Source organism: Herpetosiphon sp. NSE202 (assembly GCF_042688385.1).
Lineage (GTDB): Bacteria > Chloroflexota > Chloroflexia > Chloroflexales > Herpetosiphonaceae > Herpetosiphon.
The window spans coordinates 1-21,249 of sequence record NZ_JBHUPY010000030.1 but is presented as its reverse complement, the minus strand read 5'-3'; the positions used below and the strand labels follow the sequence as shown (position 1 = coordinate 21,249).

General features: G+C 52.1%; 16 protein-coding genes. 11 read left to right on the top strand and 5 right to left on the bottom strand.

Annotated features, from left to right (window positions below; all coding sequences use genetic code 11):
• Positions 1–2: 2 nt before the first annotated feature.
• Complete coding sequence (locus ACFMKP_RS24520; protein ID WP_382296416.1) at positions 3–2,087, bottom strand: hypothetical protein; 2,085 nt, start codon at positions 2,085–2,087, stop codon at positions 3–5.
• A 248-nt stretch (positions 2,088–2,335) separates the two neighbouring features.
• A complete protein-coding gene (locus tag ACFMKP_RS24515; protein WP_382296413.1) occupies positions 2,336–2,668 on the bottom strand; it encodes a YnfA family protein in 333 nt (110 codons plus the stop codon).
• Between the two features lie 489 nt (positions 2,669–3,157).
• On the opposite strand from ACFMKP_RS24515, the gene ACFMKP_RS24510 reads away from it, so the two are divergent.
• From ACFMKP_RS24510 to ACFMKP_RS24460, 11 genes are all read left to right on the top strand, one after another.
• Positions 3,158–3,952 (top strand): 2,3-dihydro-2,3-dihydroxybenzoate dehydrogenase, encoded by a 795-nt coding sequence (locus tag ACFMKP_RS24510; protein ID WP_382296410.1) that lies wholly within the window; start codon positions 3,158–3,160, stop codon positions 3,950–3,952.
• A 19-nt stretch (positions 3,953–3,971) separates the two neighbouring features.
• On the top strand, positions 3,972–4,829 hold the full coding sequence (gene aroF / locus ACFMKP_RS24505; protein ID WP_382296408.1) for a 3-deoxy-7-phosphoheptulonate synthase: 858 nt from the start codon (positions 3,972–3,974) through the stop codon (positions 4,827–4,829).
• A 37-nt stretch (positions 4,830–4,866) separates the two neighbouring features.
• Entirely contained in the window at positions 4,867–6,054 is a 1,188-nt protein-coding gene (gene dhbC / locus ACFMKP_RS24500; protein ID WP_382296405.1) for an isochorismate synthase DhbC, read from the top strand.
• A complete protein-coding gene (locus ACFMKP_RS24495) occupies positions 6,054–7,682 on the top strand; it encodes a (2,3-dihydroxybenzoyl)adenylate synthase (protein WP_382296402.1) in 1,629 nt (542 codons plus the stop codon). Before dhbC ends, ACFMKP_RS24495 begins: the two co-directional genes overlap by 1 nt.
• A gap of 14 nt (positions 7,683–7,696) precedes the next feature.
• Positions 7,697–8,554: an isochorismatase family protein gene (locus tag ACFMKP_RS24490; RefSeq protein ID WP_382296399.1), complete on the top strand. Its 858-nt coding sequence runs from the start codon at positions 7,697–7,699 to the stop codon at positions 8,552–8,554.
• On the top strand, positions 8,547–12,788 hold the full coding sequence (locus tag ACFMKP_RS24485; protein WP_382296397.1) for an amino acid adenylation domain-containing protein: 4,242 nt from the start codon (positions 8,547–8,549) through the stop codon (positions 12,786–12,788). The genes ACFMKP_RS24490 and ACFMKP_RS24485 overlap by 8 nt, the downstream gene beginning before the upstream one ends.
• 28 nt (positions 12,789–12,816) lie before the next feature.
• Entirely contained in the window at positions 12,817–13,893 is a 1,077-nt protein-coding gene (locus ACFMKP_RS24480) for an ABC transporter substrate-binding protein (protein ID WP_382296394.1), read from the top strand.
• A gap of 633 nt (positions 13,894–14,526) precedes the next feature.
• Entirely contained in the window at positions 14,527–15,537 is a 1,011-nt protein-coding gene (locus ACFMKP_RS24475) for a FecCD family ABC transporter permease (protein WP_382296391.1), read from the top strand.
• A 9-nt stretch (positions 15,538–15,546) separates the two neighbouring features.
• Positions 15,547–16,653 (top strand): FecCD family ABC transporter permease, encoded by a 1,107-nt coding sequence (locus tag ACFMKP_RS24470; RefSeq protein ID WP_382296388.1) that lies wholly within the window; start codon positions 15,547–15,549, stop codon positions 16,651–16,653.
• Complete coding sequence (locus ACFMKP_RS24465) at positions 16,650–17,462, top strand: ABC transporter ATP-binding protein (protein WP_382296386.1); 813 nt, start codon at positions 16,650–16,652, stop codon at positions 17,460–17,462. The genes ACFMKP_RS24470 and ACFMKP_RS24465 overlap by 4 nt, the downstream gene beginning before the upstream one ends.
• Before the next feature lie 285 nt (positions 17,463–17,747).
• A complete protein-coding gene (locus ACFMKP_RS24460; RefSeq protein WP_382296384.1) occupies positions 17,748–18,041 on the top strand; it encodes a DUF2218 domain-containing protein in 294 nt (97 codons plus the stop codon).
• A gap of 398 nt (positions 18,042–18,439) precedes the next feature.
• Here the strand turns inward: ACFMKP_RS24460 and ACFMKP_RS24455 are convergent, their stop codons facing one another.
• The 3 genes from ACFMKP_RS24455 to ACFMKP_RS24445 are packed head-to-tail and all read right to left on the bottom strand — an operon-like array spanning position 18,440 to position 20,877.
• Positions 18,440–18,820: a hypothetical protein gene (locus tag ACFMKP_RS24455; protein WP_382296381.1), complete on the bottom strand. Its 381-nt coding sequence runs from the start codon at positions 18,818–18,820 to the stop codon at positions 18,440–18,442.
• 14 nt (positions 18,821–18,834) lie between these two features.
• Positions 18,835–20,127: a hypothetical protein gene (locus tag ACFMKP_RS24450; RefSeq protein ID WP_382296378.1), complete on the bottom strand. Its 1,293-nt coding sequence runs from the start codon at positions 20,125–20,127 to the stop codon at positions 18,835–18,837.
• Positions 20,128–20,130: 3 nt separating this feature from the next.
• Complete coding sequence (locus tag ACFMKP_RS24445) at positions 20,131–20,877, bottom strand: SMI1/KNR4 family protein (RefSeq protein WP_382296375.1); 747 nt, start codon at positions 20,875–20,877, stop codon at positions 20,131–20,133.
• Positions 20,878–21,249 lie beyond the last annotated feature (372 nt).

Here is a 21,249-nt window from a genome sequence, read left to right as displayed (position 1 = left end):
ATCTAAGGATTACTTACATCGATCGTCGTGAGAATGACTTGATTTGTTGAAATTCCATTGGCATTTTGGGCCGTAAGCCAGATCGTGTTAGGGGCAATATTCGCTTTTTGGATCATTAGCACGATTTCATAACGACCTGCTGCTAATGGCTGACCACTCCGATAATCGGATAAGCGGATTGCCCGTTGATCAAGCGATAGGTGATTGCGTGGTTCTGCTTGGGCCAATAATCCCCATTCAAATGCCTGTAATTCGCTTGTCCCAACGCGGCGAAGAGCGAGCGTTAACTGGTGTGGCTCGGAAAATGGTTGAGTATACTGCCAAAACAGCGTAATTGGGAGGCTTCCGCCGGCATTGAATTTGCCGGCAAATGGTTTTATCTGGTAGTCATGCAACACAATGTGTTGACCAAAGGTTACTGGAACATAGCTTGAACGGCTGATTTTGGTTGGATTGCTGGCTGGCTGGGCTATACAAAGAATCGCAACGCCTAAAAAATCACGTTGGCCACATGGTTGCCATGCACCATTGCCTGATTGATAAAAGCTGCCAATTATTCCATATGCTTGATCGCTTGGCGGTGGATCGATGGTGCGGGCATGGAATGGGCCAACCAACAAAAACGATCGTTGTTGGCCAAATGTTTGCAAATAAGCGTCAATCTTGGCAGACGTTGTCGCATAGTGATCAAATTCAGTAAATGTTAATGGATGCGGCAGCGGATCAGGGCTACGCCTCGGTGCATAATAAAACCAAGCTAAACTTAAATAGCCTGGATGCACCATAAAAATATCATCTTGATGGATTTGGTGGGCGAGATAGTCAATTGCTTCACGATATTGTTCGCGGACTGGATTATTACTCCATAATCCAGTTTTTGGCACGATTAACATCATTAGATTAACCCCAATCACCCCAAATGTAAGGCTATGGTATAGCAGGCGAGTTTGGCTTGCTTGCACACGCTGGCGTAGGCTCAATGCCGCTGGAGAAGAGCTATTTTGCTTTTTGGGGTGATTAACCGAAGGATACGCAAGGATGAGAATCCATAGTGGATACAGGCCAATCATATAGCGTGGCTCATACAGTTTTGTCCAACCTAATAGAATTGCAAATAAGCCAATCGGTACGAGCATCAAACAGAGCAAAGTTTGCGCTTGCCAATGCTTTCGACAATCCAGCAGCAGTTTGACCAGGCCCCAACTTGCAAGCCCAAGGCTAGGCAGCAGCCAGAGCCACGAAAAATCACCAGGATTTTGATTGCTACTAAAGCTCCATATCGTCATTTCAAGGGCATCAATCAGGGTGGCTTGGCGATGCGATTGGCTAACTAAGGGATTATCAACTCTAAAGATTTTGACACCATAGCCAATTAATCCGATGGTACAAAAACTAAGCCCAACGATCGCGCCACGTAGCCAATACCGGCTTATGGGTCGATTTACTCCTTGAAGCCGATTGAGTTGACTCCAACGCAGCAATCCCGCTACAAGACAGCCAATAACCAGTAGTGAACCAAGCCGATGACTACTCATGCAGATCAAGGCAGCGCCAATCCATTGCACGAGCTTCAGGCTTGTTGGGGTTTCAAGCAGGCGAATGATGGTTAATAGAAGCATTGCTGCGGTGCAAAAGAACAAACTATAGGCTGTGCTTTCTTGAGCATACCATAATGGCAATGGTGCAATCACGACTAAACCGCAAACTAATGAGCGTGCTAGGCTTAATCTGTGTGCGATTTGGATAATAATCATAACAGCCCATGTACCTGATAGAACTGAAAAACTGCGTAATGCCCATTCGCTTTGGCCAAGCAGAGAGATCCACATTTTAAGCAAGAGTTGATATAAAGGATAGCCTGCTTGAGGCACCCAAAGTTGTTTAAATCCAGTGAGCCAACTCATCTGTGAAACAGCCCACCATGTGCTCAGTTCATCAAACCAGAGGCTTTGCGCCGCCAACTTGTAGCAGCGAAGCATAAACACGACAATAAAAATGCTGCTAGATCGGCGATAGTGCCGCCATTCGATTGCAAGTATCTTGGTATGTACGTGATTAAGTGAAGTGATCCAAGCGACTTTGCCCATACACCCTCGCTGGATTAAATGTTTCTAAAAAATGGCATTTGTCTCATAGCGATTATAGTATAGTGATTTAGATGCAAGCGGCCTTAGTTTTTTTTGACCAGGAATGCTATAGAACGATCTACGAAGGACACGAATAGGTTAACGGCGTGATCGACGATGGTTGAAACCCCGAAGGCTCCTATTTCCAAAGTCTGATCCCTAACCCCTGAACCCTGCCCCCAAGCGTTACGCTCTGTTATTGCTCACTATTAGCGCGGCCAATACAAAATAACTGCTGCCCCAACTAAAGCCAAACATGCACCAATTAAGCTCGGCTGATCAGGTGGATTATGATCGACGATCCAGCCCCAAGCGAGTGAAAGCACAATAAATACTCCACCATAGGCTGCATAGACGCGGCCAAAACTCCACACTTGTGGCTGGAGAGTTGGCAAAACGCCATAGCCAATTAACAAAATTGCACCCAGCACACCCAACCAAACCGATCGATCGGCGCGGAGCCATTGCCACACCAGATACCCGCCAGCAATTTCGGCCAAGCCCGCCAAGATGAATAAACTAATTGCCCGAACTGTGTGCATGAATTATCCTTATAGTTAAGTGATTTCTGCTGAGTTTAACCGCAAACTTGCTGATCCGAAGCATGATTTTTAGCCACAGATTGGCACAGATTTTTGGGATTATGTTCTTGCTGGTCAACAGCCACTAGCCACCCATCCTCTGCGTTAAAACCTGATCGGCGAAGAATATGTTTTAGCCACGAATTGCAGGAATTCCACGAAGCATGTTTCCATAGCCCCAAAGCCAATAGCCAATAGCCCAACCCTATGTTCTATGCTCTATGCTCTATGCTCTATTAATCTGCGTTTGACAAATATGAACCTGTTGCGTATACTGCGCCTTGAATAAAAACAGTTATATCCGACTAAATTGTGTTAATGACATAATTCAAGCGATGGTGATAGTAAGAGCCTGATTTTTGCCCAACATATGGGTTAAAAATAGCGACTGTCATCGTCAGTTGTTGCCATTCAAACTGCAGGCAAAGCCTGATCGGTTAGGGAGCGTGTGTGCATTTTTCAGAATACCCCGAACTGAAAAACCAAGTGGCACTGGTAACTGGCGCTGCGCAAGGCATTGGGGCCGCAGTTGCCGAGGAATTATGTCGCCATGGCGTGCATGTGGTTGCTTTAGATGTTCAAGCGGCTGGCTTGCAAACCTTGCAACAACGCTTGGAGCTTGGTGCAGGCCAACTCACGCCGCGCGTGATCGATGTGCGCAATGCCCAAGCAGTTGAAGCACTGGTCGATGCTATCGAAAATCAGACGGGGCCAATTGGCATGCTGGTGAATGTTGCTGGCATTTTGCGCATGGCTCCCGTAGTTGAATTAAGCGACGACGATTGGGCAACTAGCCTTGATGTCAATGCAACTGGGGTGTTCAACCTAACGCGAGTAGTTGCTCGGCGTATGGTTCCACGCCAGGCTGGCAGCATCGTGACGGTTGGCTCGAACGCCGCTGGCGTGCCACGGATGCAGATGGCGGCCTATGCCGCCTCGAAAGCTGCCGCGACCGCCTTCACCATGTGCTTGGGGCTTGAATTAGCGCAACATAAGATTCGCTGTAATGTCGTTTCACCTGGCTCGACCGACACCGCCATGCAACGCATGTTGTGGCACGACGAAACTGGCCCGCAACGAGTGATTGCTGGCTCATTGGAAACATTTCGCTTGGGAATTCCGCTTGGGCGGATTGCCGAGCCTGCCGATATTGCCAACGCTGTTGTTTTTTTACTCTCCGAGCGTGCCCGCCACATCACCATGCACGATTTGCGCATTGATGGTGGGGCAACGCTTGATGCTTAGATACAAGGATCTTTTGCTCATGAGCACTGCAAACGCATCGACCAAGCCCGCGCCGTATCGGCTTGCTGCTCGCAGCGATGCCAACCAAACCACAATTGTCGATCTTGGCTCAGTCAAGATTGGCGGCGGTCAGCCAGTCGTGATGGCTGGTCCATGCTCGGTCGAATCGGAAAGCCAATTGTTGAACACGGCCTATGCGGTGGCCGAAGCTGGCGCGCACATGCTGCGTGGCGGCGCTTTCAAGCCCCGCACTTCACCGTATGCTTTCCGTGGCTTGGGCGAAGCAGGTTTGAAGATTTTGGCCAAGGCCCGCGCCGAAACAGGCCTGCCAATTATCACCGAAGCCCTCAATACTGCCGATGTCGATTTGGTGGCTGAATACACCGATGTGATTCAAATTGGTGCTCGCAACATGCAAAATTTTGCTTTGCTCGAAGCTGCTGGCCGCACTGGCCGCCCCGTTATGGTCAAACGTGGCCCTGCTGGCACGATTGAAGAATGGTTGCTGGCCGCCGAATATGTGCTGGCAACGGGCAATCCCAATGTGATTTTGTGCGAGCGCGGCATTCGGACGTTTGAAAATGCTACCCGCAACACGCTGGATTTGAATGCCGTGGCGATGGCCAAACATCGTAGCCACCTGCCTGTGATCGTCGACCCAAGCCATGGCACTGGCAAATGGTACTTGGTTGCACCCTTGGCTTTAGCTGGCTTGGCAGTTGGTGGCGATGGCTTGATGATCGAAGTCCACCATGATCCTGATCACGCTAGCTCAGATGGCCCGCAATCGCTGAACCACGAACACTTTGCAGATTTGATGCAGAAAATCAATCTGCAAGCTGCCCAACCAGTGGCGCGCGAAGTGGGTCTGAACTAAGCCAAGGTCGAGTAATAAGCAATTAAGGATGACGATCATGAGCAGTTTTGAACAAGAACGGCTACGCGAATCGGCGTGGCAATTGCTAGACACCTATCAAGCAGAATCGGCCTTTTTCTTTGCCTCGCCCAACCATACCTTGTTGGCGCAATTAAGCTATGTCGATTTGATTAGCCAAACCTCGCTGACTGAGATTGAGCAACGGGTGCACGAGGCGTTGCAACGCGCTGAACGTGGCGGCGACGTTAATCCAGTTGTGGTTGGCGCATTGCCTTTTGCTCCCGATGCTGCGGCCTACTTGGCGCTGCCTTCGCGGGTGGCGTGGGCTGGCCCATTGCATGCTGAAGCTCAGCCCTACTGGCACAATCAACGCTTGCCCCATTGCACAATCGAGCCAATGCCAGCGCCCGAGCACTACAAACGGGGTGTCGCCCAAGCTTTGGCCAAAATGGAAGCTGGCGATTTGCAAAAAGTTGTGCTCTCACGCTCGTTGCAATTGACCGCCGATGCGCCACTTAATGTCAACTTGATTTTGGCAAGCTTGGCGCGCAATAACAAAACTGGCTATACCTTTGCCGTGCCGCTGCCGACTCGCCGCGCCTTGGTGGGTGCAAGCCCTGAATTGTTGCTGGCGCGCAATGGTAATCAAGTAATCGCCAATCCGTTGGCTGGCTCGATTCCACGCAGCAGCGACCCTGAGGAAGATGCGCGCCGAGCAGCAGGCTTGCTCGTATCACCCAAAGATTTACACGAACATAAGGTTGTGGTTGATGCTGTGGCAGCGGCCTTAGCTCCATTCTGTACTAGCCTCGAAGTTCCAGCACCAACCGTCATTTCTACGGCGACAATGTGGCATCTTTCGACAACCTTGGTTGGCGAATTAAACGCTGATGCACCTTCGTCTTTAGGTCTGGCATTGGCGTTGCACCCAACTCCAGCGGTGTGTGGCACGCCTACCGAGGCCGCCCGCGCTGCCATCCGCGAAATCGAGCCGTTTGATCGCGGCTTTTTCACGGGGATGGTTGGTTGGTGCAACGCCCAAGGTGATGGCGAATGGATTGTCACAATTCGCTGCGCCGAAGTTGTCGACCAATCGTTGCGTTTATTTGCTGGCGCTGGCGTAGTGCTTGGCTCAACGCCTGAAGCAGAATTGGCCGAAACTGGCGCGAAATTCCGCACGATGTTGTTGGCGATGGGCCTTGATAGCGAAGGCGAGGTGGCCTAATGGCTGAGCAAACGCTTGGCCTCGCTGGCACGACCGCTTGGCCCGCCGAATTTGCTGAACGCTATCGCAATGCTGGCTATTGGGTTGGCCAAACCTTTGGCGAGGCCCTGCGCGAGTGGGCGCAACGCTCTGGCGATGCAACTGCGGTGGTTTGTGGCGATCGCCGTTGGAGCTATCGCGAGCTTGATCAACGGGTTGATCGCTTGGCGGCGGGCTTGCAACAGCTTGGCATCCAACTAAAACAACGAGTGGTTGTGCAATTGCCCAATTGTGCCGAGTGGTTTGTGGTTTGTTTTGCGCTCTTTCGGGTTGGCGCAATTCCGTTGATGGCGCTGCCAGCTCATCGCTTGGCCGAAATCGGCTATTTTTGCCAGCACAGCGAAGCCGTGGCCTATGTGATTGCCGATAAAGTTGGCAGTTTCGATTATCGCAATTTGGCGGCTGAGGTCAAAGCGGTTGCGCCAACCCTGGAGCATGTGTTGGTGGTTGGCGAGGCTGGGCCGTTTACTGCTTTGGCTGATGTTGATGCAGAGCCAGCCGAATTTCCAGTGCTTGATCCCGCCGAGGTGGCGTTGTTTCAGCTTTCTGGCGGCAGCACGGGCGTGCCCAAATTGATTGCTCGCACCCACGACGATTATTTGTATTCGGTGCGGGCTAGCGCTGAAATCTGCGAATTAGATGCCAGCAGCGTCTATTTGTGCGTGCTGCCGATGGCTCACAACTTTCCGATGAGTTCGCCTGGAACCTTGGGAACCTTGGCGGCAGGCGGCACGGTGGTGCTTGCGCCGCAACCAAGCCCTGATGTGGCCTTTCCGCTGATTGCTCGCGAAGGCGTGACGATCACCGGTATGGTTCCGCCGCTGGCTTTGCTGTGGCTCGATGCTGCGGCCAAAGGCCAAGCAGAATTGACCAGCCTCAAGCAGATTTTGGTTGGTGGTGCGCCATTTGGAGCCGATACAGCCCGCCGCGTGCAGCCTGAGCTTGGTTGCCAATTGCAACAGGTCTATGGCATGGCTGAGGGCTTGGTTAATTACACTCGGCTTGCTGATGCTGACGAGTTGATTTGCAATACCCAAGGCCGCCCAATTTCACCCTTGGACGAAGTGCGGATCGTCGATGATGAAGATAACTATCTGCCAATTGGCGAGCTTGGCCACCTGATTACCCGTGGCCCCTACACGATTCGCGGCTATTACCAAGCAGCTGAACATAATCAACGAGCCTTCACCAGCGACGGTTTTTATCGCACTGGCGATTTGGCTCGGCTGAACGCTGCTGGCTATGTCTCGGTCGAAGGCCGCGCCAAAGATCAAATCAATCGCGGCGGCGAAAAAGTTGCTGCCGAAGAAATTGAGCAACATTTGCTCAATCATCCAGCGATTCACGATGTGGCGCTGGTAGGCTTGCCCGACCGTTTCTTGGGCGAACGCACTTGTGCTGTGATCGTCAGCAACGGCACGACTATCAACCGCCGCGAGGTGGTGCAATTTTTGCGCAGCCGGGGGCTGGCCGACTACAAATTGCCAGATCGGGTCGAAATCGTGGCGAGTTTGCCCAAAACTGGCGTTGGCAAGATCAACAAACGGCTGTTACGTGAGCAATTAAGCGCTGGTCGTGTGCCAGCCTAGAAGGATACAGAGCCATGGCGTTACCATCAATTACAGCTTATGCAATTCCAACTGAATTACCAACCAACCGCGCAAATTGGGCCGCCGAGCCGCAGCGCGTCGCCTTGTTGATTCACGATTTGCAGAATTATTTCATCGATGCGTTTCCTGCTGGCGAGGAGCCAATCAGCAGCGTGTTGCGTTCGATTGCAACATTGCGCGATCAAGCTCATGCCTTGGGCATTCCGGTCTTTTATTCGGCCCAACCAGGCGACCAAGCGCCCGAAGATCGCGGCTTGTTGAGCACATTTTGGGGCAAAGGCTTGAGCACTGGCACTCCGCCAGAGATTGTCGCCCAACTCGCGCCGCGTGATGGCGATCAGGTGATTACGAAATGGCGCTATAGCGCCTTTCAGCGCACGCCATTGCGTGAATTGTTGCGTGAAGCAGGCCGCGATCAGCTAATTGTGTGTGGCGTTTATGCTCATCTTGGCTGTTTGTTGACCGCCTGCGATGCCTTTATGCAAGATATTCAGCCATTTTTTGTGGCCGATGCAGTCGCCGATTTTAGCCTTGATGAGCATCGCATGGCCTTGCAATATGCCGCTGGCCGTTGCGCTGTGGTCACCACGACCGAGCAATTGGTGCGCGAATTGGGCTACAACCAGTTGCGTAGCGAATTGCACGATTTGCTTGATGATGTTGAGAGCATTGGTCCTGATGACAACTTGCTCGATTGGGGCTTGGATTCAGTGCGCTTGATGACTTTGGCTGAACGCTGGCGGGCGGCTGGCTGCGAAGTTGGCTTTGCAGAATTGGCCGAAACCCCAACCTTGGCCGAATGGTGGCAACGCCGTTTCGCCGCTCAAAATCTGGAGCAAACGCATGGCTAAGCTGGCGCTATCGGCGGCACAACATGGCATTTGGCTGGGTCAACAGCTTGATCCGAGTAGTCCGCTGTATAACACAGCAGAATATGTGAGCTTGCGCGGCGCAGTTGAGCTAGCCGATTTAACTGCGGCAATTACGCAAGCCTTTGCCGAAGCCGAAACCCTGCATTTGCGTTTTGGCGTTGAAGATGGGCAACCGTATGCAGTAATTGAGCCACAGCCGATCGATTTGGTGTTGCACGATTTGCGCGATCAGCCCGATGCTGAAGCCCAAGCCTTGGCGTGGATGCAGGCCGATTTGAGCAATGTGGTTGATCTCGCAACTGGGCCGTTGTTCAAAACAGCGATTTTCCAGCTTGCCGATGATCAGGTTTTATGGTATTTGCGGGCGCATCACATTGCCTTGGATGGCTATAGTTTTGCTTTGTTGACCAAGCGCGTGGCCGAAATCTATTCGGCGTTGCAAACCAAGGCCGCGTTAAGCCCAAGCTTTGGTGCATTAGCCCCAGTGATTGCTGAAGATCAAGCCTATCAAGCCTCGATTCAAGCCACGCTTGATCACGAATTTTGGGTCAATCGCTTTGCCTCAAATCCGCAGATCGTTAGCTTGACTCAGCAAACTGGCTTATCGCAACCGCGCAGTATTCGTTTAAGCACCGCCTTGGCCAGCGATTTGATCGAACAATTAACCACAATTGCCAAACCAAGCCGCAGCACGTGGCCTGATGCCTTGATGGCGGTGGTAGCGGCCTATCTTGCCCGCTGGAACAACAGTGCGAGTGTTGTTTTGGGCATGCCCTTGATGAGCCGTTTGGGTTCAGTGGCGTTGCGCGTGCCGTGTATGGCGATGAATATTGTGCCGCTATGCCTCAATGTTGCTGCCGACCACGATTTTGGCCAATTGACTGCGGTGGTTGCCGCTGAACGCAACGCCTTCCGCAAGCATGGCCGCTATCGCTACGAACAGTTGCGCCGCGATTTGGGCTTTGTCGGCGCTGGGCGGCGTTTATTCGGCCCAGTTGTCAATATTATGCCCTTCGATCACCCGCTGAATTTTGGCGCGTGCCAAGCCCAGAGCACCACGCTTACAGCTGGCCCAGTCGAAGATTTGGCTTTCAACGTGATTTTGCGGGGCAATCAGCTATATCTGACGCTTGAGGCCAATCCTGCTTGCTATAGTCAAGCAGCGCTGGAGTATCATTTTGCTGCGATTCAACAACTATTAAATGTTTGGCTGCAAGAGCCAACCAAAACTGTGGCTGAGCACCACGTGTTGCCAGCGCCGATGGTGCTTGATGGCGGCGAATTGCGCTTGCCATTGACCAGCGTGATTGAGCAGATTTTGAGCAACGCCAAACAACAACCATATGCCTTGGCTTTGGTTACTGACACTGAGCAATTGAATTATGCCGAATTAGCGAGCCAAGTTCATGCTTGGGCTGGCCAATTGGTGCAGCGTGGCGTAACTGCTGGTAGCGTGGTTGGCATGGCCTTGCCGCGCAGCCGCGAGGCAATTGTGGCTATTTTGGCCACGCTCTGTTGTGGTGCGGCCTATCTGCCACTTGACCCGCAATGGCCGCAAAGCCGCTTGGCGAGTGTCGTTGCCCAAGCACAACCAGCCTTGGTCTTGGCCCAACAAGCTTTTGATCTGCCGAATGTGGTTCTGGTAGAGCAGCTTGGCAAATCGAATGCATGGTTCGAGGCACGGGTCGATTTGAGCCAACCTGCCTACATCATGTATACCTCTGGCTCGACTGGTGAGCCAAAAGGTGTGGTGATTAGCCACCAGGCTTTGGCTGGGTTTGTGCAAGCGGCGGCAGAGCGCTACGCAATAACCGAATATGATCGGGTGTTGCAATTTGCGCCGTTTGCTTTTGATGCCAGCGTCGAAGAAATGTTTGTCACGTTGTGCCAAGGTGCAACCTTGGTGCTGCGCAACGATGCCATGCTCGAATCGTTGCAGCGTTTTGTGGCGGCTTGCCAAGAGCATGCTATTAGCGTGCTCGATTTGCCCACCGCTTTTTGGCATGAATTAGCTGATAGCGTGGCCCAAGGCGCGGTGCAATTGCCCGAATGCCTGCGGGTGGTGATTATCGGCGGCGAGGCAGCGCTGCCAGAGCGTGTTCGTGGCTGGTTGAACGTGGTTGCACCAAGCGTCCGTTTATTCAACACCTATGGCCCAACCGAGGCAACGGTGGTCGCAACCGTCGCCGAATTGAGCAACCCCAACCAACCAATTACGATTGGTCGTCCGTTGGCTGGCGTGCAAGCGGCGATTTTAGGTAGTGACCAGCAACCGATTTTTACTGGCGACGTTGGCGATTTGTATTTGCTGGGTAATGGCTTGGCAACGGGCTACTATCAACGCCCCGATTTGGATGCGCTGAATTTTGGCCAACTCAGCCAATTGCCGAACGCTCCGCGAGCCTATCGCACTGGCGATCGGGTGCGCTTGCTGGATGATGAGTTGCAGTTTGTGGGTCGCAACGACGATGAATTTAAAATTAGCGGTCAGCGAGTTACGCCCGCCGAGATTGAATCGGTCTTTTTGCGGCATACAGCGGTGCGCGAAGTAGCTGTGATTGGCCAGCAGTTAGGCAATGTCAGCAAGCGCCTGTTTGCGGCGGTTGTGGTTAGCGATGCGGCGTTGAGCGTGGCTGAATTGCGCAATCACGCCAGCAAGCATCTGCCTGCGGCGGTTGTGCCAGCAGCAATTAGGATTGTCGAACGCTTGCCGCGTAGCAGCGCAGGCAAGATTGATCGCAAGGCTGTTGCGGCTTTAGCACCAACGCCAATCGTGGCCGCTGCTTCAGCGAACGATAGCGCAGGATTAATTCGCCAAGTTTGGGCCGAAGTGTTGGGCCAAACTGAATTAAGCGACGAGGCTGATTTCTTCGCGTTGGGCGGTCAATCGTTGCAAACAATTCAGGTTGCTAATCGTTTGGGCATTGCCTTGGGCCGCGAAGTAACCGCCGCCTTGATCTTTCGCTATCCCACGATTGCCGGCTTGGCGCAAGCGCTCGACCCTGAATTTGCGCAAACAAGCGAGGCAGCGCCGCAATTTTTGAGCGATGCCAACTTGTCTGAGCAGATTGTGCCCAAGCAACTTGCCGCCCAGCCTCGACCAATTCAAACCGTGCTCTTGACTGGGGTAACTGGATTTGTTGGCGCGCATCTGTTGGCCGAATTGCTCAACACAACTACTGCTAAAGTGATTTGCTTGGTGCGGGCGGATTCGAGCGCGGCGGCATTTGAGCGTTTGCAAGCAAGTTTGCAGCACTACGAATTAACAACCGACCAGCTTGCTGAGCGGGTTGAAGCCTGGCAAGGCGATTTGGCTAAGCCCCAATTTGGGCTTGATGATCAGCAATGGCAAGGCTTGATTGACCGCTGCGATTTGATTTATCACAATGCAGCAGTCGTCAGTGTGGTACGCGAATATAGCAGCTTGCGGGCGGTCAACGTCAACGCGACCAGCGAAATTGTGCGCTTGGCAGCGGTGCGTTGCACGCCGGTGCATTACGTTTCGACGTTGGCGGTTTCGCCACCGCAAAGCGTGATCCATCGTGTGCCCGAAGATTTTGTGGCGGCACATGCTGGCCTGCGCGATGGCTATAGCCAAAGCAAATGGGTTGCCGAACGCTTGCTCGAACAAGCAGCGACCCGTGGTTTGCCGGTGGCGGTCTATCGCTTGGGCCGGGTTGTTGGCCCAGTTCAAAGCAATTTCGTCAATCAAGATGATTTATTCTGGCGGATTGTCCAAGCAGGTGTGCCACGTGGCTTATTGCCCAGCCTGCCTGTCGAGGAAATCTGGAATCCAGTTGATTTTGCTGCCCAGACAATCGTTCAACTAAGCCATAATCATCGTGGTGTGCGGGTGTATAATCTTGCCCCAAGCGCGCCGCTGAGCTTTAGCCAACTATTAAGCTGGGTGGCTGATTATGGCTATGCTGTGCAACTGTGCAGTGTTGAGCAATGGTATCAATCCTTGCGTACTGCCGCCGACGCGATGAGTCAGGCCACCCTGACCTTCTTTGATCGTCAGGCTGATGGCGGGGAACTGCCAAGTGCAATTGGGACGATTGAAAACAAACGCTTGCTGCAAACGCTGGCAGCGCATGGCATCGCCGTGCCTGTGATCGACCGCGAGCGCTTCTTTGGCTATCTTGAGCGGTGTATTCGAACGGGCTTACTGCCTGCACCCGATTTACGCCAGACTAGTATTGGTATACGCTAAGTTTTTAGCATACGAAGGAATTACACCAATGACATCCCTTTCAGTTCGGTTTCGTTCGTTATTGGCCTTGCTCGCGCTTGTAACCTTGGCTGCTTGTGGCTCAACCGCCGCTCCAACTGCAACCACGGCTCCTGCGGCAACCGAAGCCTCAGCAGCAACCATTCCTCCTCCAGGAAGCGAAGTGCCAGCGGAAACCGAAGTTCCAGCAGCGACCGAAGCCCCAACCGCTGAAGCAACCACAGAAACCAGTGCTAGCGGTACGCGCAGCATTGAAACCCGCTATGGCAAGGTTGAAGTGCCAGCGACTCCTGCTCGGTTGGTTACGCTTGATGAAGGCGCATTAGATACCGCTGTTGCCTTGGGCATTATCCCAGTTGGTGGCATTAGCTCACGCTTGACCGATGGCGTTGCACCATACATCGCCGCTAAAGTGCCTGGAATTGCAATCGTCGGCAACCCTGGCGAAATCAATTTCGAAGCAGTGATTGCTGCAACCCCCGATTTGATTTTGACCCACAACCGCATCGACGAAGAAACCTTTAAAAAATTGAGCGCTATTGCTCCAACCATCGTGCCAACCAACGGCATCGGCGCTTGGAAAGATGCAGCTGGCGAATATGCCGCAGCGTTGGGCAAAACCAGCGAACTCGAAGCTTGGTTGAAAGATTTCGATGCCAAAGTTGTTGATGCCAAAACCAAATTGGCAATCAAAGCAGGCACAACTGGCGCTGTTATTCGCTGGATGCCCCAAGGTCCATTGGTGATGGGTCGCTTGTTGCCAGCTGTTGTTTTGATTGAAGAATTGGGCTTGACCTTGCCCCAAGTTTCAATCGACTTAGGCACCGACGCACCGCACACCGATGTGTTGAGCTTGGAACAATTGGCAACCGTTGATACTGATTGGTTGTTTGTAGCCACGTTCAACGCCGAAGGCGACACCGCTTTGGCTGGTGCTCGCAGCCAAGCAGCATTCAGCCAATTGAAAGCCGAAAAAGCCAAGCAAGTTGTCGCTGTCAATGCCCAACTTTGGAGCAGCGCGTTCGGCCCATTGGCCGCCGATGCCATCTTAAGCGACATTGTAGCCAACGTTCCTGCTGCCCAATAAGCAAGGGATCAGGGGCTAGGGTTTAGGGTTCAGGAGAGAGGAACCGTAAAAGGTACATATATTGGGGATTGTGCTGAATAAAAACAATCCTCAATGTAAATATTAGGGGGTGCAGGGGGATGAAAATCCCCTGCGTTTCCCGCTGGCGGGACGGAAGGGTGGAAAATCCCTTGTTGGGGATCGGGGATCGATTCGATCGGCGATTCCCAACGATCACTGAGGCTGAGAGACTAGAGATTCGAAACCGCGAAGTACGCGAAGGACACGAAGAAGAGGTAGATTGGGGATTGGTTTGCTGTTGAACGTTCCCTCACCCCCAGCCCCCTCGCCCACTGCACGCGGGCGAGGGGGAGCACGCGTTGTTACCACGTCGTGCAGCAGAACCACGGCATTAAAGCCCCTCGCCCGTCCAACGGGCGAGGGGTTGGGGTGAGGGGATCTTAAAAACCTGCCCTTCCGTTTTCCGCTGGCGGGACGGAAGGGTGGAGAATGAAGAGCGAGGGGTCGCGGATCGGGGATCGGATTGGATATAAAAGCTATTTGTTGCCACAGATTACACTAATTATTCTGGTGCTCCAAATAGTGAGTATGTTCTATGTTCTTCTTGCCCCATTTAAATTGGGAAACTGATACATGGCTACGACTTTTCTCTCGCGACGCATGCTCATTGGAGTGCTGGCAGCCCTAGGCTTGCTGGCAATTGTTGTTTTATTGAGCCTCGGCGTTGGCTCAGATAACGCAATTGGCTTTGCGCAAGTGCTGGCGGTGCTCCAAGGCGCAGGCGATGATCAAGCGCGTATGACAGTGCTTGATTTACGTGTTCCACGCACCATTATTGGCTGTTTTGTCGGGGTTGCGCTTGGCTCTGCTGGCGCGCTCTTGCAATCGGCGGCGCGCAATCCCTTGGCCGAACCTGGCTTGTTGGGCGTAAGCGCTGGCTCAGCAACGGCGGTCGTCATTTCAATTGCGCTTGGCGCGAGCCTTGATAATTTGCAAGTTTGGATTGCAATTGTTGGGGCGTTGCTTGGCTGTAGCGTGGCCTTAGGCGTAGCCCGAATGAGCGGCCTTGGCGATGATCCAATTCGTTTGGTGCTCGCCGGAGCGGCCTTGAGCAGTATGTTGGCAGCAGTTTCATCGGTGATTCTTTTGACCGATCAACGCACTGCCGATGAAGTGCGCTTTTGGACGATTGGCGCGATTGCTGGCCGCAACTTGAGCAGCATTCGGCCTGCGATTCCTGTATTATTATTGGGTTTGGCGGTTGCCTTGCTGTTGGCTCGGCCATTGGCAGCCCTCGCTTTGGGCGAAAAAGTTGCCAGCGGGCTTGGCCAACGCCCAAAATTAGTGCGAACAGGCGTGATGATTAGTGTAGCCTTATTAGTTGGCTCGGCCACGGCTATGGCTGGCCCGATTGGCTTTGTTGGGCTGGTTGTGCCGATTGCCGCACGGGCGATTGTCGGGCCAGATATTCGCCGCGCCTTGATTGTAGCGGTATTGCTTGGCCCAAGTTTTGTTTTGCTTGCTGATGTGCTTTCGCGGATTGTCGCCCGACCTACTGAAACCCCGCTGGGCGTGATTTCAGCCCTGATTGGTGCGCCAATTTTGGTATTAATTGTGCGTAGCCAACGCTTGCCAGCACTCTAGGAGAACGTCATGGATCGACTTTCAATGACCTCAACAACGAGTGCTGCTCACGATGTTTCAGCACCAATCCTATTTAATGGGCGGCCAGCAGGATTGTGGGTGCTGCGCTTTGGCCGTTTCAGCCTCTTGTTGGATCGGCGGGCTTGGCTGGCGAGTTTGCTGTTGCTGCTTGCCACAATTGTTTTGGTTGGCCTAAGCCTTGGCAGTGGCACGGTCAAAATTGCACCGTTTGAGGCTTTGGCTGCATTATTCAATCAAGGCGAAACCAAAACTATTTTTATTGTGCGCGATTTACGCCTGACGCGGGTTTTGGGCGGTGGGATGGCTGGCGCTGCCTTGGGCATGGCTGGCTGTTTGTTGCAAACCTTGAGCCGTAATCGGCTGGCCAACCCCGACACAATTGGGATCGATAATGCGGCAACGGCCTTTGCGGTTGCCTCAGTCGTGGCGGTCAGCACAACCCTCGCCCCTTCGGCCATGGCATTAACTGGCGCGATTACGATGCTCTCATTAACCTTTGCCTTGAGTGGCGGGGCTGGCACGCGTGGCTATCGTTTCCTGATTACTGGGCTTGGCTTAGGCTCAATCTGCGGCGCTGCCACTAACTTGATGCTAGCGCGAGCACCCATCGACGCTGCTAACACGGCCTTTCCTTGGACAGTCGGCAGTTTGAATAATCGTTCGGGCGTAGTTGTAAGCTTGCTGGCTTGGGGCGTGGTAGTGATGCTGCCGCTGGCCGTGATTGTAGGCAAACGCCTGAATTTGGTGCGCTTGCCCGACGCTGTAGCCCAAAGTTTGGGCGTGCGGGTCAATCGCCTGCGCTTCTTTACGATTTTGTTGGCTGGCAGTTTGACGGGGCTTGCGGTTGCGGTTGCCGGCCCGGTTGGCATGATCGGGTTGGCAGCGCCCGAATTGGGTCGGCGTTTGGCTGGCCCGCGCACCGTGCCGATTGTGCCAGCGGCCTTGGCTGGTGCATGTTTTACCATGCTCGCCGATTTGCTTGGGCGCACCTTGTTCAGCCCGACTGAAATTCCCGTGGGCATTGTAACCGCCTTGGTTGGCGGCCCATACTTATTATGGTTCCTGTTGCGAACCCCTAGAGGCAAACAATTATGAGTGTTTTTCCCCCAGCGGCTTTGCAAACCCAAAATTTGGTCTTGGGCTATCAACGCACAACGATTATCGACCAGCTGAATGCTGAAATTCCTCATGGCCAAGTTACGGCAATTATTGGTCCAAACGGTTGTGGCAAATCGACCTTGTTAGCAGGGCTGGCCAAATTGCATCCTGCTAAGCAGGGCCAGATTTTGCTCGATGGGCGTGATATTGCCCGCCTTTCGCCGCGTGAGATGGCGCAATCGTTGGCATTGCTGCCCCAAGATGGGTTTGCCCCCGATGGCATGACTGTTGCCGATTTGGTGCGTTTTGGTCGCCACCCGCATACTGGTTTATTGCGCCAATGGTCAAAAGATGATCAACAGGCGGTCGTCGAGGCAATTGCCACTGCTGATCTGAGCAGCATGGCCGATCGTCCGCTAACCACACTTTCTGGTGGCCAACGCCAACGGGCTTGGATTGCCATGGCGCTTGCCCAAGCTACGCCATTGCTGCTGCTCGATGAGCCAACCGCTGCGCTTGATCTTGGCCATCAAATCGAAGTTTTCGAGCTGATTCGCCAATTAGCAGCCGAGGGCAAAACTGTGGTGATGGTCGTGCACGATTTAGCCAGTGCTTGCCGCTACGCTGATCATCTGATTGCCATGCGAACTGGCAAAATTATCGCTGCTGGCGCACCCAAAACCATCGTTACGCCCGAATTAATTCATCAACTCTATGGCGTTCACTGCCGATTAATTCCCGATCCTGTGAGTGGTACGCCAATTATCGTTGGTGTGCAACGCAGCATCGAAAAATTAGAAGGATGAGAGAGGGAGAACATAGAACATAGATGTACTAGTTCATTGGATTGGCAACCGTGTCCCCTCACCCCAGCCCCCTCTCCCACTGAACGCGGGCGAGGGGGAGCATCCGTGGTTCAATTGGGGGAGAACCACGCTGTTAAAGCCCCTCGCCCGCGCCACGGGAGAGGGGGCTGGGGTGAGGGGATCTTAACAACCTACCCTTGTAAGCTGCGTCTCCCGCTGGCAGAGGGACGGAAGGGAGGCGAACCATTGATAAGCAATAAATTATTATTCTATAAGGAGCATATCATGCAATCACAAGCAACAATTCCAACCGCACTTGGCTCAAGCTACATCAAAAAACTGTGCAAACACTACGCCCACAAAATCAAGGTCGAATACGACGATCAGCAAGGCATGGCCTATTTTGCGATGGGCACGTGTGCCATGCACGCCGAAGCTGAGCAACTAACCTTTGTAATCAATGCTGAAACCCCCGAGGCGATCGCCACCATCCAACACATTATGGACGAACATTTTGAACAATTCGCTTTCCGCGAAAAGCTCAAAATCGAATGGCAAGCAGCCGAAACCCTAAATTAAAGTATGAGGGATGAAGAGCAGAGAACATAGAACATAGAGCATATGGCTACAGGCTATTGGCTATCGGAAATTGAGTTGAAATGACAACAATTGTTCCGATAGTTAATAGCTGTAATGGTACATCAGGTTAACCACCGCCTGATACCCTCACCCCAACCCCTCGCCCATCCGATGGGCGAGGGGCTTTAACGCCGTGGTTTTTGCATGATTGGTGGTGAACATTGGTGCTCCCCTCGCCCGCGTTGAGTGGGAGAGGGGCTGGGGGTGAGGGAATAATCCTTATTGCCAATCCAATGAACCAATATATCTAGCCTATAGTCCATTCCTTTTATACTCTTTGTGGCTCAACTAAATCCAGTAGCCCCTCAGCATGCAATGCTCAGGGGCTTTTTTATCAATTAATCAGTGTACTCTTTTGGATAATACTCAAGCCATTGGCTCAAATTATGAGGTAACGGGCTGTGATCGAGTGGAAATTGTTGATCGACCAATGCCAAAAGATAAAACAGGAAATTTATGCGTTTATGCTGTTGATATTCATCATAGCTGCCATTGATAAAACATAATTCAAATGCTAAATTCTCCTGATTTAACATAATTGCGCCAAGTCCAATACATTCTAGTTCAGGATCAGCTGCATAGGGATGTGCAAGGATCGCTAACAACGTTTTGACTACAGCTTGGAGTTGGGTTTTGACCAATGCTGGCACAAAATCAACCGCAATCTGAAGGATGTAGTGGTCATCGCGAAGTGCTGCGGTTAGAAATGACTGCAACATGTGGTATTCCTTTATTAAGGTAAGCGCCCACACAGTAACGATTGAATTGGCAAAGCACGGTGCTTATAGCTAAACCCTGTCAAATATTGATCCTCTTCAACTTGGGCCTGTGCTGCCGAGCATGCTGCTTGCAGATCGGCAGTTTGTTGATAAGTTGACATAAATTTCGAAGCCCATTGTTTATCATCAGCAGCACTCTGTTGGGTTTGAGCATAAAAAGTTTGGGCTGTTGCATCATCGCCCGCTAATAAGGCTGTATACAACGCTTGAAAACGGGCGATTGCGATAGTCAACTCAAGCTCACTGCCCTCGACTCCAATTGCTGGGAATGGTGCTTGAGCATTGGCCGCAGCCCTGAATAAGGTTTGAGCGAGTACCTTATCGTCATTTGCCAAGGCTGTAAATCCATCAAGCAACAGCCAATAGGGATGCTGCGAATCAATTGGGTCGGGCATGATTGAGCTAAGCGTATAGCGCTCGCCATCCCAAGCATAAATTTCGGTTTGCTTGCGCTGAATACCCGCGCCATCTGAGCCAACTTTGCCGCGGTTAACGATTAATTCCAGCGTGCCATCAGCAGTCAGATCAGCCCAACTCATGGTTGGATTGGTTGCACTCAGCTCTAAAATTGAATGAAACTCCGCTGCTTGCCATTGCACAATATTAATCGATTCAGAGCATGTATGTGCCCCACACCCAGCAGTATGCACAACAATTTCTGGCATGCCATCATTCGTCAGATCGCGCACCAGCCAAATCCGATAGCCATTGGCTTGATCAGCTAATAATGTCCAGTTTGGTTGATAAACTCCATTCGCATCGAGAGTTAAAAGGATGAGCAGATCTGGATAGCCAACAGGCAGCGTAATCAGAATTTCGGCTTGAGCATCATTATTCAAATCAACAGTGCGATACTGTTCGCCAATGAGTTTAGCTGCGTTGGTTGATTGGCTTTGTTCTGCCCATCCTGTTAATAGCGCGCCTAATTGATCGCGATTGCTTGGTTGTGCATTGACAAAATCGGTCAGCAGATCGACATATTCGGTTACTGAAACTGGCGCGGTTGGTGGCAGCGGCCAGTCGCTCGGCAAGGCTGTTGGCTTTGCTATTGGCTTTGCTGTTGCGCTGCTTACTTGAATATAAGGCGTTGAGGTCGGCCAAGCGGTTGGGTATATACGCTCTGTTGGTTGGGTGGTCGGGCTACTATTGCTGGCATTCGAAAGAGCCGTTTGGTTGGATGCGCAGCCCACGAGCATCCCCACAATTCCAATAATTGCCCCCAGTTTGTTGCTTGAAAACCTTTTCATTGATCAATCTTCTCCTGTTAACCGCACCCAATGCAAAGGCAGCGGCACGTGCAATGGGTGCATCCGTTGGTAGAGATAGCTTTGGCGAAACATAGCCACCCAAGCACTTACAAAATCCCAAGGAGCTGTTAATTGTTGATTTTGGATGTCTGTTTGATACGATTGAGCGCTAAAATGCTCATAGAGCTTGCTATATTCCTGCATATGCTGCGTTACAAGCTTGCTGCGTTCTTCAACAGTGCCATCAGGTTGGCGAATATAATTAATGTAGGCTTCGGTCCATGGTCGGCGTTCGATCGTAGCAAATGCACTATCACGCAGCCAAATCGAGAAAGTTGGGGCAAGCTGTCTGCATTCTGCCGGAGTAGTTTCATCGTCTGAAATAACGCAAAAAACCGCTGGATCATCACCATCATCACGCCGAAGATAATAGACAACAGAGCCATCATGTTGGGTAAATGGCAGCATCAGCGGGTCGTCTAACCAAGGAATTGAGCCTTCGGTAATTAAATCTTGAATGACTTCAAACGTATCATCAAAATGACCGATGGCCGCATAATCGCCATCAAACCAACCGTGGGTGTTGGTATTGCCAAAGGTTTGCAAAAAGGCGCGATAACAGGCTGGCAACTGATAGCCACGGCGTTGTTCCAGCGCGCTGAGCGTTGCTTCATCAGCACCTGCAACAGTCGCAACCAGCTTTGTTTGCGCAACAAAACGTGCCAACTCGTGCATATACGTGGCGTACATGTGCGCTTCTCCCAATCTCGTATGAAGTAGATTCTTAGTTCTCTCGTAGGCTCCACGCCTTCTATCGCTGTGGCAAAGCTATTATAAAGGCAAAACTAAAAGGATGAAGGATGAAGCCAACGTCAGAAGTCAGAAGTCAGAAAGCTATAGCCCATAGCCCTTTGCGCTCTTCGCGTCCTTCGCGGTTCCGTGCTTCGTGTTCCTTCGTGTCCTTCGTGGATCAGCTTCGTGTGATTTGACAGGGTTCAAGAATGCTGCTATACTACGCGAGTTGTCGAAACGAACTGAAACGAATGACAGCACGATGTTTGCTCAACATCACACATTTGACGAAATGCTCCGCTTTCCTGCTTCGAACGCAGTGGCGGATTT